Origin of the sequence: Spiroplasma endosymbiont of Anurida maritima, from assembly GCF_042465095.1 — a bacterium.
GTDB lineage: Bacteria > Bacillota_I > Bacilli_A > Mycoplasmatales > Mycoplasmataceae.
This window is the reverse complement of the sequence record NZ_CP102059.1, coordinates 402,470-422,763: the sequence shown is the minus strand read 5'-3', so window position 1 is coordinate 422,763 and position 20,294 is coordinate 402,470. Positions and strand designations below refer to the sequence as shown.

General features: G+C 27.9%; 11 protein-coding genes. All 11 read right to left on the bottom strand.

The genetic code is table 4. The annotated features are described in order from the left end of the window. Positions 1 to 100: 100 nt before the first annotated feature. The 11 genes from gap to NPX79_RS02070 all read right to left on the bottom strand — a co-directional run bounded on the left by gap (position 101) and on the right by NPX79_RS02070 (position 20,231). Positions 101 to 1,105: a type I glyceraldehyde-3-phosphate dehydrogenase gene (gene gap / locus NPX79_RS02120; protein ID WP_381414794.1), complete on the bottom strand. Its 1,005-nt coding sequence runs from the start codon at positions 1,103 to 1,105 to the stop codon at positions 101 to 103. Positions 1,106 to 1,170: 65 nt separating this feature from the next. Beyond that, the gene (locus tag NPX79_RS02115) at positions 1,171 to 3,408 is read right to left on the bottom strand and encodes an ABC transporter permease (protein ID WP_381414793.1); all 2,238 of its coding nucleotides are present in this window, start codon (positions 3,406 to 3,408) and stop codon (positions 1,171 to 1,173) included. 264 nt (positions 3,409 to 3,672) lie between these two features. Further along, entirely contained in the window at positions 3,673 to 4,467 is a 795-nt protein-coding gene (locus tag NPX79_RS02110) for a hypothetical protein (RefSeq protein WP_381414792.1), read from the bottom strand. Positions 4,468 to 4,665: 198 nt separating this feature from the next. Continuing rightward, the gene (locus NPX79_RS02105) at positions 4,666 to 8,031 is read right to left on the bottom strand and encodes an ABC transporter permease (RefSeq protein ID WP_381414791.1); all 3,366 of its coding nucleotides are present in this window, start codon (positions 8,029 to 8,031) and stop codon (positions 4,666 to 4,668) included. Positions 8,032 to 8,131: 100 nt separating this feature from the next. Beyond that, entirely contained in the window at positions 8,132 to 8,878 is a 747-nt protein-coding gene (locus NPX79_RS02100; RefSeq protein WP_381414790.1) for a hypothetical protein, read from the bottom strand. Next, complete coding sequence (locus NPX79_RS02095; RefSeq protein ID WP_381414789.1) at positions 8,868 to 9,668, bottom strand: ABC transporter ATP-binding protein; 801 nt, start codon at positions 9,666 to 9,668, stop codon at positions 8,868 to 8,870. Before NPX79_RS02095 ends, NPX79_RS02100 begins: the two co-directional genes overlap by 11 nt. A gap of 91 nt (positions 9,669 to 9,759) precedes the next feature. After that, on the bottom strand, positions 9,760 to 11,652 hold the full coding sequence (locus NPX79_RS02090; RefSeq protein ID WP_381414788.1) for a PTS transporter subunit EIIC: 1,893 nt from the start codon (positions 11,650 to 11,652) through the stop codon (positions 9,760 to 9,762). 62 nt (positions 11,653 to 11,714) lie between these two features. Beyond that, complete coding sequence (locus tag NPX79_RS02085) at positions 11,715 to 11,951, bottom strand: hypothetical protein (protein ID WP_381414787.1); 237 nt, start codon at positions 11,949 to 11,951, stop codon at positions 11,715 to 11,717. A 162-nt stretch (positions 11,952 to 12,113) separates the two neighbouring features. Next, the gene (locus NPX79_RS02080) at positions 12,114 to 14,759 is read right to left on the bottom strand and encodes a cation-translocating P-type ATPase (RefSeq protein WP_381414786.1); all 2,646 of its coding nucleotides are present in this window, start codon (positions 14,757 to 14,759) and stop codon (positions 12,114 to 12,116) included. A gap of 29 nt (positions 14,760 to 14,788) precedes the next feature. Next, positions 14,789 to 15,655 (bottom strand): lipoprotein, encoded by an 867-nt coding sequence (locus tag NPX79_RS02075; RefSeq protein WP_381414785.1) that lies wholly within the window; start codon positions 15,653 to 15,655, stop codon positions 14,789 to 14,791. 100 nt (positions 15,656 to 15,755) lie between these two features. After that, a complete protein-coding gene (locus NPX79_RS02070) occupies positions 15,756 to 20,231 on the bottom strand; it encodes an FtsX-like permease family protein (protein ID WP_381414784.1) in 4,476 nt (1,491 codons plus the stop codon). Positions 20,232 to 20,294 lie beyond the last annotated feature (63 nt).

Genomic DNA, 20,294 nt, shown 5'->3' with positions numbered 1-20,294 from the left:
TCTAATTAATTTTATTATAACAAAACCAATCATGTTTATTAGATAAAAGAAAAAAAACGCTCGTGGAATGCGTTTTTTTTATTTAAAATTAAGTTTTATATTATAAACCAGCAACGTAGTCAATAACTCTACATAATTGGTTAACATATGATGCTTCATTATCATATCAAGAAAACACTTTAACTAATTGTTTTCCTTCAACTTCCATTACTTTTGTTAAAGTAGCATCGAAAATTGAACCATATGTTGAACCAATAACATCTGTTGAAACGATTGGATCAGTATTATAAGCTAATGTTTCTGAACTTGCAGCTTTCATAACTTTGTTAATTTCGTCAACACTTGTATTTTTTTTTNNCAATTCAACTGCTAAGTCAACAATTGAACCTGTAATTGTAGGAACTCTTAATGAAATTCCATCTAATTTGTTTTTTAATTGTGGCAACACTAATGAAACAGCTGTTGCAGCTCCAGTAGTTGTTGGAATAATATTTTGAAACGCTGAACGTGAACGGCGTAAATCGTTATGTGATAAATCTAATAATCTTTGATCATTTGTAACAGCGTGAATTGTTGTCATGTTTCCTTTAACAATCCCGAATTTTTCATCTAATACTTTAACCATTGGTGCTAAACAGTTTGTAGTACATGAAGCAGCTGAAATAACTGTATCATTTTTTGTAATATCTTTGTGGTTTACGTTGAAAACAACAGTTTTTAAATCACCTTTTCCTGGTGCTGAAATTACAACTTTTTTAGCTCCAGATTTAACATGCTCTTCTGCTTTTTCTTTTTGAGTAAATAATCCTGTTGATTCAACAACAACATCAATTCCTAATTTACCTCAAGGTAAATCTTTAATTTCTCTTTCACTAAAGATTTTAATAACTTTTCCATCTACTGTGATTGATTTTTTATCAGCTGAAACAGAAATTTTACCATGCATTCATTTACCTTGTGCACTATCATATTCTAATAATGTAGCTAATGTTTTTGCATCAGCTAAATCGTTAATAGCAACGATATCTAATTTTTTGTTAGCAAATAATGTTCTAAATGTTAAACGACCAATACGACCGAATCCATTAATAGCAATTTTTTTCATTTGTTTATCTCCTTTTACAACATACTTATTTTACTCTAAAAATATATAAAAATAAAGTTAATAGTTTATAAATCCGTTAAATTGCTTAGCTTTTTGTGGGAAACCATGTTTAATGTTATCGCTCAACTTATTGCAACAATTCCAGCGATTGTTCCACCAGTTATAACTGGAATTAACCAACTTATTGGCAAGGGTAAAACTATCCCTGATAAATTAAATATTATCGAATTAATTATTGTTCAAACCCCAAAAGAAATGAAGTAAGCAAAAATAAATGATAAAAGTATTCCAATAATATAATTCCCAATTACGATAAAGTTTATCTGACCCGACTTGTATCCTATCGCTCTCATAGTTAATAAAACTTGAATTGCTTCATCAATTATCGATGTTGTAATTACAACCAAAATAATTAAAATCACAATTGAAATTAAGATTTGCATTGCAAACATTATCCCTAGCGTTATATTTAACCCTTGTTCGATGGCTGCTTTATACAATTCAATTGGATCTGAGTTTAATGGATTTATTACAAACTCGCTATTTCGATTAGAGTTATAGTAAAATTCTTTTCCATCTTTATTATAAAGAGGTTTTAAACCTAATACTTGGGATAATGTAACACTCGACAGATTTTGTTCTACATCTTTTGGAAATAGATTGCTAAAACTAAACATTAAACGATTCATTTTAAATTTTATGTTTTGAAAATTTTCAATATTAACTTTACTTTGTAGAATTTTTTCCTTGGAAATTAATCCGCTATATAATTCTTTATCTTTAATATTATTTCCACTTCTATCTACATACTTGCTTGATATATTTTCGTACATAGCAAACATTCTGTTACCAGTTGTATCGTGATTATTAATGTGAACAGCTTTTATGTTAAGTTTATAAATATCTTCCACAGTTCTTTCTTGTATAGAAAAAATATCGCCCTCTTTTAAATTTAACATTCTAGCTATTCTATAAGAAATAACAGCTGGAATTGGTTCATCTTTTTCTGCTTTTGTAAAAATTTCATTTAGTTTAGTTTGAGTTATTCCTTTAAAGTTATAAAACGAATCTACTTGTTGTTGTTCAAAAGAAACTAAAGAATGATTAAATGAAAATTTTGTTGTATTGGGAATAAACTTTGTTTTAATTCTTAAAGTTGGACTTGTTATATTTGTGTCATAGTACAACTTATTAAATGAAACATGTGTATTTTCTAAATCTTCTAAAAGTGATATAGCTAAAAGTTGATTAATCCATGTTGGTACATCATATAAACCATTTTGTAAAACAATGTTTATTACATAAGAAAATAAAACTAAATTTTCTGCACTAACTGTTTTATAAATTATATTTGCATCATTTGGATTTATTGTCCCGTTGCCATTTAATACTTCAATTAAATTTGTAGCAACTTTTGTTAATTCTTCTTGATTACCTTCATATTCTTTTTTTACAGAAATTTTTAACTTTTCTAAATCAATATCGTAATGGTTAGATATTGTTAAAAACATCGCTAACCCTAAGTTATTTCAACTTTCTTTTTCTCTTAAAACTTGAGGGTTATCTTTTAAATCACCATTAAATTCTTCATAAATTGTATTTGTTTTGTTACCTAATTGTAATTTATCTTCATACAAAGAATTTCTTACACTTATTTCTTTTGAATTATTTAAATAGTATTTAACATCTTTATCATAAGCATTAAAAATATTTTTTGATTGTGACCCAATTGTTTCATTAACTCCATATGTTAAAACCATTAATAAAGAAGCAATAAAAAATATTGAGGTTACAGCCAATCATTTACCAATATTTTGAAATGTAAATGATACTTGAACACGAAAAACAAAATTAGTTTTTCTAAAAATTTTACCAAAAAAACTAGATAAAATAGTGGCCTTCCCTTTTGTAGCGCCTTTTAATAAAGTTGTAACATTTGTTTTAATATAAAATAAAGTTAAAAAATATGCTGTAATTGTAAAAATTGCTGGTAAGGCTAAAAAAACTAAACTTAAAAATAAAGGACCTGTATAAACTTTTTCAAATGGAATTTCTAGAACAAGTAGATATAGCCTTGAAGAATAAGCTTGTAATGGCAAACTAGCAACATAACCAATAATGATCCCAAGTGTTATGGTTACAAAAAACTTTAAAGCAAACACTCATGATAATTCTTTTTTATCATAACCAAAGGCTTTAAATATACCTATTTGTTTTTTTNNTGTGTTATTAATTTCTTTTTTCATTGCAAAGTTAATAAATATAAAAGTTAAAAACAAAACAATTAAACTTATTGATAACACAATAATAAAGTTTATGAAAAAATTATAAGTACTTTTAGCAACATCAGAATCATTGTAATTTATAAAAGCAGATGTTCCATTTTGTGTAAATATTGGTTCTAATAACTCATTAAAGTCCTGTATGCGTGATGGCTTATCAAATTTAATAAAAAATTCTGAAAAATCATTTAAAAAATAATCACCACTGAAACTTTTTAGTATTTTATTAAATAAATCATCTTGCGCAAATACTTGTAGGTAANNTTCTCTATAAATATTTGATTGTTAGAAAAATATCTTCCTCCATTTTCACTTGAAGCTTTTTTTTGTGGTTTTTATCATAGCATCTAATGTTGACCCCAATCCAGAAACTTTATATTTGTAGTTATTTATATCTAATGCTTCGTTAACTTTTATGTTGTTATTGATAGCTCATTTACCATTTATAATTATTTCATTTTGATTGCTTTTTTGCCCTGAAAATAAATGCATTTTATTAAAAGAGTTTTTATACGATAGATTATTTATATTTATATTTTCTGTGGAATTAATGTAGTAATATAAATCACTAACTCCTCTTAGAGGTTCTAAAAAGAAGGCTTTGTTTTGTACTATTTCTATTCCTTTAACATCCTTAAAAATTCTATGTAACATTTCTATACGGTAATCAAAATTAAAATTATTATCTTTAAAATAATTAAATCCTTCTTCTGTAATCCCCAATCCTTTTACAACATTATTGTATTCTTTAGGTTGTAACAAAAATAATGGGTATAGAGATTTTGCAATAATGTTGGTTGTAATATAAGTATCAGAACGAATTTTATCCCCAATAATATTTTCGTAAAATCATGTTTTATCAACTATAGTATTATCTTTTAATATTTTTTTATTATCTCAATCAACATTATCAACATAATATTTTTTAACTACATTGTCTTGGAAATTTGTATTATTATTACTAGCTGAAGATTCAATGTTAAAAATTCCGTCAAAAGTTCCGGAGTTATTTTCTAAGCGGTTGCTTTTTGTTAAAAATTGAACCGACGGAGAAATAACACCTACAATAACTGCAACCACAATGATTGTATATAAAATTAAACCANNATAAGCTTCTACTCAATTTTTAAAATAGCTTTTTAAGTAACTTTTTGCAATTTTTTTTCATAAATAATCCTTACAATTATAGTTTAATTGTTTTTATATATTAATAAAGCAAATTTTTAAAATAAAGCAAAATAAAAAACACATATATAAATATGTGTTTTGTTTTATATATTAACCTTCCATTAATTCAGTTAATCGTCTTCTTTTTACAAATTGCATTGATATTCATCAAGCAGCTGATAATACTACAACAACGATTGCTGCTGCAGTTAATGGTGTTACCGCATTTGATGGTGCTGCTAATAAGAATCCAAAGGTGTTAAAGATTAGATCTATTATCACACTTCAAGCAAATATTGATACAATGTAAGCTACAATAAAGAATAATATTATTCCTAAAATATAGTTTCCAATTACAATAAAGTTTATTTGTCCCGGTTTATATCCTAAAGCTCTCATAGTTAATAATACTTGTAAAGCTTCATCAATAATTGTTGAAACAATAACAACCAATATAATGAAAATTATAAAGGCTATTAATACTTGCATCACTGTAAAGATAGTGTTTGATAATTCTGTACCTTGCGCTGCTGCTTGACGAATAATCTCAAGTGGCGTTGCTGTATTTGGCGCATAAATTGAATGTGAATATTTATTAGAATCGTATACTTTATCTTCGCCATCTACATTAATAGGTCTTTGACCTAATAATTGACTCATTGTTAAACTAGTTTTATCACTTATGTTACCTAATGTGTCTAAGTTTGAGAAAGCAATTGTACTTCTTGGCATTAAGAATTTTATATCCATAATGTTTTGTAGGTTTAATTGTCCGTCAATAATACTTTCTTTTGAAATAATTCCTGTGTAAAGGTTTTCTAAAATATCATCACCGTTTTTATCAACATAAAATTGTTTTAAATTATCATAGTTAATGAAAATAGAACTTCCACCAACATCATCTTTAATAATTCCAGAAACTTTGAATGTTGGTTTGTATGTTTGGTTTATTCCATCAATTTGGAACTTATATTCATCCCCAATCGCTAAGTTTTCAGCTACTGCTACAACTTGCGGAATTATTACAGGAACTGCATCTGTTTTATAATCAACAGTTGTAAACACCTCATCCATTCCTTCATCGCTTGTTGTTAAATTATAGAAATCTTTATAAGTTTCTTTGTCAATTGATGATAGTTTTAAATCTGATACTCTTGAAAGTGGACCAGTTGGAACTGATAATTTAACACTTAAAGTTGGAATTGTGTACTCATTATTATAATAATATTTATTAAATGATACATGTGCTGTATCCAAATCACCTAAAGCTTTTAAAGCTGAGATATTCATAATTGCTCACATCGGTAATTGAACACTGTTTTCACCAGATAATAGATTGGCTCTAAATATACTATCTAAAACTTGTCTTACATCTTCAGCGTTTGCTGTTTTACCATAAATTGCTGCATCTTCTTGATCTAAAATATCTAATAATGTTTGAACATTATAACTGTTAGCTTTTTTTTGTGCTTCATATTCAGTTTTCACTTCTAAAGCAATTGCTGCAAAGATTGAAGTTTCTGCTTTAATAAAATCAATTTCCCCAAATTCTTCTGGGTTAACTGAAAATTCTTCATAATCTGTTTCTAAATCATTTTTAAACATTAACTGATTGTTACTTGTTAAATCAGGTTTTGTTTCTAAAGCCTGTGCTGGATCTGTGTAATAAGTAACATTTTCAGAATATGACTTAAACATGTTATCTGTTGTTGAATTTAAAACTGTTGAAATATCTAATGTCATTAATAACAATAATGATGAGATAAAGAAGATAACCATAACAGCCACTCATTTACCAAAAGCTTTAAATGTAAACGCTACTTGCACTCTTAAAATAAAGTGTGTTTTTTGGAATGCTCATGTAGCTGTTCTTGATAATCAAGTAACTTTTGATTTAATTGAACCTGCTAATAATTCAAGAACAGGCATTTTAATGTTTTGTAATGTTAACGCATATGAGATTAATGTAAATACTCCCGGAACTACTACAAATAATATTAACAAGTATCCAGCTCCACTATAAATAACTTGGAACGGAATTTCTAAGCTGTTAACAAAAGTATCTGCCGAAATAAACTGTAAAGGAATACTTAAAATGAAACCTGCGATAATTCCCACTAACATTGTTAATAAGAATTTTGTAGCAAATATTCATGATAATTCTCTTGTTGTATAACCAAAAGATTTAAAAATCCCAATTTGTTTTTTTGTTTTATTAATTTCTTTTTTCATTGAAAAGTTAATGAATACAAACCCTAAAATTAATAAGATTGCCCCAATCCCAATATTAATATATAAAGTAATGTTTGTTGTATTTGTTAATGAATAAACTTGTGAGTTTTCTCAAAATTTAACTCCTGTTGTTCCATCTTGAACAAACAAATTTCCTAATATATCAAATAACTCTTGATCGCTTATGCTTGTTTTCAATATGATTTCGTTAAGATCAGCAATAGCATAACCACCAACATTTTTTAATTCACTTTTAATTGTTTCAAACTGTGTACCATTTACATATACTTGTAAATAATTTTCTTTGTTTGATGATTGGCTTTGAAAAAAGCTCCCAGATTCTTGTGAAGGTGGTGTTTCACGTTTACTTCTTTTAACTATTGTATTAACTGTTGAACCAATTCCAGTTACTTTGTATTCTGGATAATCTTTATTATTATTAAATTTAAATTGACTACCAATATCTAATCCAAAGTATTCGCTACCTTTTGAACCTAAAACAACTGTTTGGTCATCTTTTTGGTGTTCTCCATCATATGTAACAAGTTTATTATAATTAACACTTTCTGTTGGTTCGTTAACATTAATGTTATCAACAGTTGTAACATAAAACTGTTTTAAACCTTGTTCGTCTCCCTCTTCACTAATAACTTGAGAATAAAATGCTTGATTATAACCAACATCAACATTTTTATCTTTAAATAAACGACTTGCTAATTCAAACTTAAAATCAAACTTATTAGCTTGTAATAATGCAAATCCTTGTTCTGTAATTCCATATTTACTTTGAATTGCAGCCTCTGATCATGTAGTTGGTTGTAAAACAAATAAAGGATATAAACTTTTTTCCGCTATATCAGATGTAATTCTAGCAGCATCTGTTGATTCATCATCAGAACTACCAACGTTCTTAATATTATTATCAAATCAAGTTTTATCTATAATTGAATATTCTTCATCTAAAACAACTTCATTATTTCAATCAATATTGTTTACATAATAATCTTCAAATACCCCTTCTTTAATGTTTGTTTTCTCATTTCTTGAATCATATTCAAAATTTAAATATCCATCAAAAACACCAGAGTTTTTCTGTGTACTTGAATAAATCCCTAAATATTGAACTGAAGATGAAATAGAACCTACAAGAATTGTAACTGCAATGGTAATAAAAATTATTAACCCTATTGCTTCAACTCAGTTTTTAAAATAACTTTTTAAATAACTTTTAATAATGTGTCTCATTTAAAATAACTTCCTTAAATATAAAATACTACGTTTATATTACTTCTAATATAATATCATAAATTATCACTTATTATATAGCTCACAAAAAAAAGAGAGACTAGAAGTCTCAAGTATATTTTTTTGAAATTTTAATTATCGACCATATTAATGCAACTATTATTAAAACTGCCATTAACGCAAATAAACTACCCCCAAGAGGTGTTGCAAGAAAGTTATTCGAGCTTCCAGCAAACATATTTAGCACCAATATAAGAACTGCGGGAGCAATAAATATAAATGTTGTTAAAGAAGAAAAGAATGATCTACCTTTTATTGTTTTAATATTTTTAATTAAAATTGTAGAAAAAACAGCAACAACAAATGCACTTAATAGTGCAAAAGGTATCGTTAACCCTCATCAAGGATTTAAAAAATATTTCATTCCATCTGGATTAATAATTAACATTAAGACTGTTCCAAATAATAAATTTACAATGATGTAAAAACCTGCATAAAAAGTGGCTATAATTCCTAGTTGCAATGTAAATTTTTTTGCCGAAGCATTTACAAGTCCCATTCTTTTAAATAGCTGTGAGCCACTTAGTTTAACGATTGGGTCAGAAATAAATCTTCCCCCAACCATAACACCAATTAAAAAGTGGGCCCCAATTGTGTAACCTTGCATAACTGCTTGAGCATTGTATGGTGATTCGCTTAAATTATAAAAATATAAATCTCATGGCAATAAAGGTGCTGAATATAAAAACATAATTATAAATCACCATCAGTTAAATCTTGAAATTCTTAAAGACATACTTCAAAGAGCTTTATTTGCTGATTTTTTAAAATTTACATTATTTGTCATCTTTTACTCTTTTCTTGTTTAATTTATTAAGGTTTTTCATTCATTTAGTATTTTTTGCTAAATCTTTATCACTTAAATTTTCGGCTTCATAAGCTCCAATTTTATACTCTTTAAATTGTTCTTGAACATATTTTTTAACAGATCCAAATTCATTAGTGATATTTTTTACATTTTTTTCTGATACAATTTTTCCGTCGTTTATAAACAATATTTTATTACAAAACATTTCTAATTCATCCATGTCGTGACTTATCATTAATAATGTTTTGTCAGAAGGTTGTAAAAACACCTTAATTTCATCATATATTTTTTGAACTGATTCAAGGTCTAACCCTGATCCTAGCTCGTCTAAAATTAATAAGTCTGGATCGTAAATCATTGATAAAACGATGTTTACTCTTTGTTTTTGTCCCCCAGATAATTTATGAAAAGATTTATTAATAAAATTAGAAACACCAAAGCTTTCAAACATTTTTTGTAATTTTTCTGGAGAAATATTTATGTTAAATGCAGTTAAATAATAGTTTATAAAATCTCAAGGTTTAATTCCAGCTGGTGTAAATGTTTCTTGAAATTGAAATCCTATTTTTTCACTTTCTTGAACAGTTACTTTCCCTTTGTTGATATCCCTAACACCGGCAATTATTTCACATAAAGTTGTTTTACCAGCTCCATTTGGTCCAACAATCCCAATACGTTCTCCTTTTTGAATCGATAAGTTTAAGTTTTCAAAAATTGTTTTATCACCATAGTTTTTATCTATATTTTTTAAATTAATTATTTCTGTCATATATTTCTCACGTTCTTTGTAATTATTATACTTATTATATTTTTTTCATAAAAAAAACAAACTTTAATAAGTTTGTTTTTTAAAATATTAGTTATTTTCCTGCAAGTTCTTTAAAGATTTTTGCGACCATTTCAACTTTTGGCCCGATAATAACATGTAATTGTTTTCCTTTACCTGTTTGTAAAACCCCAGGAACCCCTGTTGCTTTAATAGCATCAATATCAACTTTTGAATTATCTTTAACTGCTAATCTCAAACGAGTAATACAGTTATCAGTTTCAATTAAATTATCAATACCTACAGCTTCTAAAATAATTTTAGATAGTGGTAAAGCATCTTCTGGGTGTTTGTCTAAATTAACTCTTCCCCCAGTAATACCAGCGGGTGCACTAGTTGTTGTTTCTGTTGAACCAACCGCTGCTCCCATTGTTGCTAATTTTTTATCTTCTTTTTTAACAGATTTTTTAGAACCAACTAATGTTTTACCTAATTTTTTAGCAATTTCTGCAGCTTCTTCTTCTCTACCTGGTGTAGGTAAGTTCAATTTCATAATAACGATTTTGAATAAGAAGAAGTAAATAGCAAACTGCACTACTCCAACCGGTAATAACATTAATGGGTTAGCAAAGAATTTATATGCACTACCATTTTGAGCAGCACTAATTAATGACATATCTCATCCAGTTTTAATTGAAAGAGCGTAATCGATAAATCCAGCACTAAATCCGAATCCTAATCTAATTCCCATTCCAACGATAATAGCGGCAAATACCCCTGTCAGAACGGCGTGTAACGCTAACAATACTGGTGCTAAGAACATAAATGCAAATTCTAATGGTTCTGTAACACCTGTTAAGAATGATACTCCGGCAGCTGATCCAAGAATCCCTGAAACTTCTGCTCTTTTTTGTTTATCTTTAACACATAATATCATGGCTAAAGCAGCCCCTGGTAATCCAAACATCATTGATGTAAAGAATCCAGCTTGGAAAATACCACTTCCTCCAGCTAAACCAAATTCTGCATTAGCATACATTTTGTCTAAGAAAGCATTGATATCTCCTTGAATAATTGTTTCTTCATTTGATCAAACAACAGCTCCATCAATAATTTGTCATAAAGCTTCACCTGTTACTGGGTCATTCATAATGTGGCCAATAACTGGTTGTTGGAATCATAAGTAAGTATTTAATACTTGGTGTAATCCTGTTGGAATTAATAAACGGTTAAAAATTCCGTAGAAGAAAGCTCCAAGTGGTGGAATTGCTCCCAATCCCATTCCTAAGTAAAGTAATGCTATTTGGAATCATGGTCAAATAGCTGCAACAACAAATGAACCTAATAAAAAGTATAATGCTGTTACCATTGGTACAAATCTACGTCCTGAGAAAAATCCTAACGCAGCTGGTAATTGAACGTTTTGATATTTGTTGTAAATTCAAGCAACACTTACCCCCGCAAGTATCCCTCCAAATACACCCATATTAATTGAATAACTTGCTCCAAAATATGTTGTATCTCCTACTTCTGCTTTTTGTCCGAAGTCAAAAATATATAAAAGTAATGAATATTTTTGTGTTCCATCGGCATTTCCAAAGAAGTATTCTTCAGGTCATCCTCCGATTGGTCTATCACTTAGTAAAGCTTTTTCATAGAATCATTTTGGTACGACGTTCATTAAGTTTGTTAATGCGAATCATCCAAAAAGTGCTACTAACGCAGCTTCTCCACGGTGGTCTTTTGCAAGACCAAACCCTAAACCAACAGCAAATAAAGGTGCAAGGTTATCTAGAGCAGCTTTACCAACAGACGCTAAAATATTACCTATATATCAAAAAGCTTCTAAATTTCCACCTTGAGCCAGTTCCGCGTTAATAGTTGGATCTGCCATAAGACTACCAATTCTAAGAAGAATGGCTGCAATAGGTAATACTACGATTGGGAATTGTAAAGATTTTCCCAATTTTTGTAAAAACTGTAACATTTTATGTTTCCTTTCTAATTTTTTTAAAATAAAAAAAATTGTTTATAATGTAATTTCATGTTTTAAAATAAAGCAAATAATGAAACACCAGCTGAAATAACAAAAATAGAACAAATAATCAAAAATATATTTTTCTTAATTTCAGTAATAATGGAAGTTTCTCTTTCTACTTTAAAAGTGCGTTTCTCAACTGAGTCATTTCTTTTTTTTCATCAAAAAAAATGTAAAGAAGATAATATACATATCATAACAATACTAAAAGAAAGAGTAGCAATACTAATTATTGTTGTTGAATCCATTTATAAGCCCCCCACAGATACTTATAAATATCTGCTCTTTCCCTATGCAATTATCATACATATTATACTATCATTCGTTTATATATGGAATAATTTTTTATAAAAATAATAAATAAACTATTAATTTTCCATTGTTTGCAATAAAAAAACACCTTTGAGGTGTTATCTTTTTATTTTTCATCTTATTTGTTGTAAAACAAAATATGATAAAGAAGTTAAAATAATGAATCCCATTACAATTAATGCCATTTGTCATGTTACAGGACTTGTATATCCGCTAATACTTTCATAAGTTGCTGACGCTAAAAATATTTTATTAACGAATGGTGTAAATATTACAAAACAGTTTAATATTAAAGCTAAAACAGAACCCCCAATTAAAACTTTGTTAATTTTAATTGATGATTTTTTATCTTGATAATTAGGTAATCTAATTAATAATACATAAAATGCTGGCGATGATGCTGTAATTAAAATGGTTGAGTTTCTTGCTAAAACAACATTTCCAAAAACTTCACTTCCAATAAAGTATACAGAAAGACCAGATATAGATACAATAATAACCAAAAATATTAATTCTAAATAAGTACCTTTAAACAAAGATTCTTTTCTATCTCGCGGTTTATTTTTCATTAAAGTTTTATCTTTATTAGCAAAAGCTAACGCTACCGCTAAAATCGTTTCGATAATTAAGTTAAATCATAAAATATTAACAGCCTCAAATGGACTTGTGCCAGTTATAAATGTGACCATAGCAAATATTAATACAGATGGTATGTTTGCAGCTAGCACAAACATTAAACATCTTTTTATTGTTTGAAAAACATTTCTTCCTTCATCAATTCCTTTAACAATTGTGGCAAAATTATCATCTTGAAGCACCATGTTTGCTGCATCTTTTGATACATCAGTCCCGGTAATACCCATAGCAATTCCTAAATCAGCTTGAGCTAGACTTGGAGCATCATTAACTCCATCCCCTGTCATCGAAACAACTTTATTTTGTGATTGTAACAACTTAACAATTCTTGTTTTGTGATTTGGATTTACTCTTGCTAAAACTTTTATATTATCTAATTTATCTAATAATTCTTCATCACTCATGTTATCTAAGTCGGTTCCTGAAAAAGCTAAATTATCATCGTTATAAATACCGATGTTTTTTGCAATAGCTTTTGCTGTTAATAAGTGGTCCCCTGTGATCATGATAATATTAATTCCTGCATCTTTAGCTATTTTTACAGTTTCTTCAATATCTTCACGTGGAGGATCAATCATACCAATAATTCCAAGAAAGATGAAGTTATCTTCTGTATATTCATTTTCTTCAACTACTTTATATCCAAACCCAATTACTCTTAATGCATTATTAGAAAAACTTTCACTATGTTTATGATATAAATCAATGTGTTTTTGTGTTAAATCTTCTACTTTACCATTAATTAAAATTTTGTTAGATAACTTGATTAAATTATCAAAAGCACCTTTAGCATAAACAACTTTTTTATCACCCACATTATTCAAAGTTGACATTAACTTACGATCTGAATCAAAAGGTTTTTCAGATATTCTTTTAAAAGTATTACGATACTCAAGTTCACTTCCAATATATTGTTTTGTGAAATTTATTAAAGCAATTTCTGTTGGGTCCCCAATTTTTTCATCATTAAAGTTTACTGAATCATTGCACAATACATTCGCATTAATAAAATGTTTATTATCCTCAAAATTTATTTTACTTGGATCAACTTTTTGTCCATTAACAATAGCATCTACTACTGTCATTTTGTTTTGTGTCAATGTTCCTGTTTTATCAGAACAAATAACATTTACAGCTCCAAGAGTTTCGATAGCATCTAAATTTTTAACAATAGCATTTTGTTTTGCCATACGTTTTGAAGAAACAGACAAAATTACTGAAATTATAACCATTAAACATTCTGGAATAAATGCAATTGCGATTGTTGCTGAAGTTAAAATATACTCAGTTCAACCAGTTAAATCCACAATTAAAAAATAAGCAAAAACAAATGCAGCAATTGCTAAGGCAATAACTGAAAGTTGTTTTGTAAAACGACTAATCTTTTCTTCTAAAGGAGTCTTTCTTTTGTCTACATTTTTAATTTCTGTTGATATTTTACCCATTTCAGTTTGAAGACCTGTTCTAACAACAACACCTACTCCTCTACCATTAGTTACAAACGTTGACATAAAAGCCATGTTTTTTTGATCACCTAAAATTTTTGTTGTTTTTAAAGCATCGCTTGTTTTGTTAACAGATTGTGATTCTCCCGTTAAAGCTGATTCATCAATTTGTAAGTGATTAGCATTNAAAATTCTAATATCAGCCGGTACAAATTTACCAGCTTCCAATAGAACTATATCTCCTGTTACTAACTCTTTGTTTTCAACTTCTAAAGTTTGACCGTCTCTAATAATTGTCGACTTACTAATAGTCATTTTTTTTAAAGCATCAATTGAATTGTGAGCTTTGATTTCTTCAATAGTTTGAATTAAAGCGTTTACAACAACAATGAATATAATTACAGAAAACTCAATTAAATTAGCGTGTTGATTTACAAATAGTTCAATTGATAAAGAAATAATTGCTGTAAATATCAAAATTAATGATAGTGGTTCTATTAACCCTTTTAAAAAGAGCACAAATGGTGATGTGTGTTTATCTTCCGCAATTGCATTAGGTCCATTTTCTTTTAATCTTTTATTGGCTTCAATAGTTGAAAGTCCTGTTTTATCATCAGTATTTAATTGTTTTAAAACATCTTTTGTTTCTTTATTGCTCGCCATTATAGTCCTTTATAAATATTAAATTTATTCTAATCATCATATTGCACATAAACAGATAAGTTTTGTTCTCCTGTATATGTTTTTGATTTTTCATTACCTAAAAGTCTTACTTCATAAACTTCATCATAAATAATATCGTTTTTATCAATAATTTCATTACCAGCTTTATCTAAAATTTGTACTTTAACATCTGAATAAAGCTCTTTTTGGTCTTCATCATCATATAAAAATTCTGTTGGTACTCCCATTTTATTATCATTAGTTGCTCAAAAATCTTTTTCATATTTGATTGAATCAAAATATTCTTCAACAATTTCGCTTTTAAAGTCTGCAATTGTTTCATCTCACTCATTTTCTCATTCTACATATAAATCTTTTCTAAGAGTTGGTAATGTAGCTAAATCAACTTCACTATAAATCATTGAAATAGCATCATATTCTAACTCACGTTCATTATCATCTAATTCAACTTCAATGTATTTTAAGCCCACAGCAAAATTATAATTTATAAAATCACTTGTGATAGTTTCAATTTTTTGACCTCTATTTTGTGAAAATGTTAAATCATCATCTTTATAATTTCAAAACAGTTCTGCTTCAATTGTTGATTCATCAATATACTCATCAATTTCGCTTTCACTTGCGACATAACTTTGAATGGCCGAGTTGATATCAGTTAATAAATCATCGACAGATAAAATGCTTTTACTAGCCTTTGTAGAAACTAATGATTCTGAAATTGTTTCTTTAACTTTTGCTCTTAACTCATGGTTGTTACCCAAAATGTTTTGACGTACAACAGTGTTGGCATTATTTAAAGTTCCACAAGCCACAACAGTTGCTGTTGTAGCAGCCACTAATGTTAGTGATGATAATAAAGTAAGTATTTTCTTCATAGTGTTTCTCCGATTTATATATCTATTATTAAATATTATATTTTATTTAAGACCAAAAAACAAACATGGTATTTAAAAAAGAAAAAAACAGTTGCCTGTTTTAAACTTCTTGAGCATTTACTTGTTCTTGAATCGACATTTTTTTAATCTTATTGTAAGAAATAAAGAATGTTGAGAAATAGATTATTGTAATTACTCCTAATGTAATTGGTATTAGTGCTCATGGGAATAAAATTGGTAATGCATAACCAGCTGATTTTGCAACTAGCAATACAGACCCTTTTGTTGCTCACCATGTCGCTAATAAGGTTAATCCCCAAGTAATAAAGACAAATGGTGTAAAGATCCCTAAAGTTAAACTATTAACTTCTCGGTTTGAATATCCCATTGATTTCATTACAGCAATGAATTTTAAGAACCCATTAACAAATGACTCAGTCATAATATAAATAATAATAACTGAAGCTGCAATTGTGATGGACACAAAGACAATTGTTAAGTTAATTGTTACGATTGCTAATTGGTTAATAACACTTCGTTTAATACTTAAATAATCGGTAGCTCCAACCCCACTTGTTGTATCTCCGTTTGTGAAGGCTAAAAATGAGTTTGAACCATTATTTTGAATGATATTATATCTAGTTGTTTGATCAACTGGATCTTCATATTTACTAAATTTTCCGTTATATCATAAGTTTGGATTGTCTCCACTTATTGGATATGCTGAAAGATCATTGTTATATTCTAAAATATCGTTTGCTAGTTTTTGATCGATAAATGTTTTTGGAACATCATAACTATCTTGAATTCCAACAACTTTATAATTTAATGGTTTTTTAACATCTTGAATTTTTAAGAAGTTATTTTCGTAAGCTAGGTTATATCAATCTGTTGGATATCCTGTAACCATACTTCCTCATGAAGTTAATGGTGAATCATAATCAGTGCTAAACGGTTTAATAATGAAATTACCACCATCATCGTTCACAATGTTTAACTGTTCTTCATTATATTCTCCTGTTGGATTAGCATCCAACAACCCAGGAATTTTTCTTTGAGCAGCTGTTGTTCCTGTTAAAGGAGTTAAAAATTGCTTTGGAATTGATCCTGAAAATTCTTCTTTTGGAATTGTTAACACTAAATTTTTTAAACTATAATATGGTTCTGCTTGTTTAGTTTCTTTATCATAATATCCTAGTGTTTTATTTTTATTGATAGGCATTCCAGTTAATTTAGATAAATCAATTTTAAATGGATCTGTTTCTTGTTTAGAATTAACATCATCTAAACCTAATTTTTCTCTATCGTCTTCATTTCATTTATAACTTCATCATTCTTTTTTAACTTCTTTGTAAACGATGTTGTCACTGCTGTCTCATGTTGCAAAGTGCAATAATGGTACTTCAGCTGTTGATGTTAAAGTTTGTCCAACACTTCATTTATGTTTTAATTCTGCCGCTTTATTTATAATAAGCGGAATTGAATCTTTATGAACATCTAAATCTTCATTGTAATTAAAGATTTTTTTCTTTTTCACCTTTTTTCTTAAATCCAATAAANNGCTGTCTTCAGAAATTCCGTAAACTCCAGTTGTTTCAGTTAAGTCGTTAAATTTTGTATCAAAACGTGTATATAAATTTTCTTTATCTTTGTTATATAACTCTGTTCCGAATGTTAATGCAAACTCGTTTCGTTGTTTACGATCAGTGTTTCATAATTGTTTAATTTTAGCCGGTAAGAAATCTTTCGTTGCATGATTTATATATTCACTTAAACGATTATCAAAATCATCTTCTTGAGAAATGTTTGCCGGTCCTTGCCCAAATACTTGTGGTAATAATACTCTTAATAATAGTTCAATATCACCTTCAACAACTTTTCTAATTTCTTCATCTTCAAATGTATTAACAATTTCCATAAATCCATTAATAGATAACGAAGCACCTTTACCTGTTGTAAAGTTTAAAGTTGTCATATCTTTAATTACTTGATCATGTTTTCTAAAATCTAAATTTTCAGCTACAGGGTTATCTTCAGAACCGTATGAAAAATCTTTTGGTTCATATCAATTAAAACTATCATCTCCATCATAATCACTTAAAATGTAATCTGATAAAAGTAAGTTGTTTTGAATAGGATAACCAGGTTTACTTGCGTTAGGTCCTTCTCATTCAATTAATTGTTGTCTTGATAATGGTAAATTACCCACAACGCCATTGTATTTATAATCTTGTTCATATTCTAAATAACGATAATAATCATTACTAAATCTCGATAGTGCTGTTGGCACAATTGATGCTAACGTTAAACTTAACGTTGCAATAAAGAATGTAAATGAAAATGCCGCAATTTTTTTTGCTGAAACCGATATTAGAATTAATCTAAATCTTGTTGTAAACTTTTTAAATTTAGCACGTGAAGCATATTGAGCTAGCTTACTTACTTTTGGTGGTACATCTGGTGATAATAAATCTAATGGTGATCGGTTTAATTGTTTCATAGCAACAATTAAAATTGTTGAAAACATAAATACTACCATTAATCCAAATGAAATTAAGAATGGTTGATATGAAAAATCTAATTGTCTTGGAATTACAAAATAATCATTAAAGATTGTCATTAATGGTATTTGGACCGCAACTCCAAGTAGCCATCCAATTGGTACTGCGAACAGAATTGCAATCGCTGCATATACTAAATATGTTGATGAAATATGGAAAGCTCCATAACCGTTAGCTTTTAAAATTCCTGATGATATTTTTTCTTTGTTAATAATTTTTTTAATTAAAACAGTTAGTGTAAATATTAGAACAACAAAGAAGAAAACAATAAGAATAACATTAATTAAAATATAGATATTTATAGCATTACCTAATAATGAATATCTTGTTGAAATTAAAGCAGTTGCTTCTTCTGATTTAATTGAAAAATTATCTTCTTTTTTTNNATGTAAAGATCTAGGATTACTTGATGCATACTCTTGGAATTTTTTTGTATCAGCATCAAGGTTACTCCCTTGATAATCCATAAATGTTGTTGATAAATCATCTGTATCGTTTGGATTTGTTATGTAATCAAATTCACCTTCTTTTAAAGAATACAATTCTGTTGGAACATAAACTAGTACATCTTTTTTAGCATCAGGGAAAATGTCAGTGTTTTCAACTGTTGTATAAATATTAGATGAATCTCCACCAATACCACCAACATATAAATTGTTGTTTTCACCAATTTCTAAGTTGTCCCCTAATTTAATATTATTTTTATAAGCATGGTTAGCTGAAACAACAACGTATACTCCCGGCATTTCAAAATCAAATTCTGAATATTGTTCAATTAACTTCATGTGACCATCTTCATAAATGGGGTCATAGTTAATAATTCGATATTTTAAATCTTTCTTTAAATCGAAATAAACATATTGTTCTCTATTATATAGTTTGTAGTTTGTAAGAGTTGCAATTGCATCATAATAACTTTCAGCAAATAATTTTGCATCAAAATTTCTAGCAGTTGTGTAATCTTCATAGAAACCTTGATATGAAAATGTTGCATAATCTAATGATGAATTGTAACCGTGTAATATTTTATCAATTTCTGGGTATTCTGGGTCTTCTGGGTCTTCTGGATCTGGAACAATTGGAGAAGTTAAATCATAAACATTTTTAGCATAAAAATATTTATGAATAACTGCCCCTTCGTCTGTTTTATCTTCAATATATGTTGATAATCTACCATTAATACCTTCATTAAAAAAGTTATCTATACTTGTTGGTAAAATGTTTGTATCTTGCCCAATAATAACTTTTTTGCTTCACTGTTTTCCAACTTCACTATAGTTTACTTTATTAACAAAAATTTCTTTTGTTACTGTACTTGATGAAGCTAAATATTTAACATAATCAACTAACATTCCGTTAGTGTTTAATGCAATATCACTTTTGTGAAATTCTGTAAAATAGTTAATAAAATTTTTAACTAAAGGGTTTGTTAACTCTAAATTACTATCTTTAATTCTTTTATATATAAGTCCCATTGTTGAGCTTTTAAAATAATCTGAATTTGTATTAATATTATAAATTCCTTTTGAAAGAATAGCATCAACAGCGTCAACACTTTCTTCAAGCGGTTTTGTTACAATTACTTGCTGTAATTTATCCTTATTAGAACTATTAATTGAATCTACTATCCCATCACTTGTTTCGAATTGAATTCAATCAGCTTGTAGTGCTTGTAGTGCTTGATTATCTCCAATAGTTAAAATTGGTGCTGTTTCAAGAACCTCTTCTGTTCCATCAGCATTTTCTTCAACTAATGAATAAAAATCATTTGCAAAAGTATTTCATGGTGTTATAGTTTTTTTTGATTCTTTTAATGATTTACGTGAATCATATTCAAATAAATAATCATATTTAAACTCTCCACGTCCCATAAAGTCATACCCTGTATTTAAACGATTTGATACAACTCAAGTGGAAGTTAATAGTAAGGTTGATAATATAACTAGTGCTAAAAAAATAATTATTTGTATTTTTTCTTTAAACGCCCTTTTAAATGATTGCAAGAATAATAGCATTTTTTTCTCCTAGATTTTCTTAATAAAACGATAATATAATAATACCTTATTATACGATTGTGA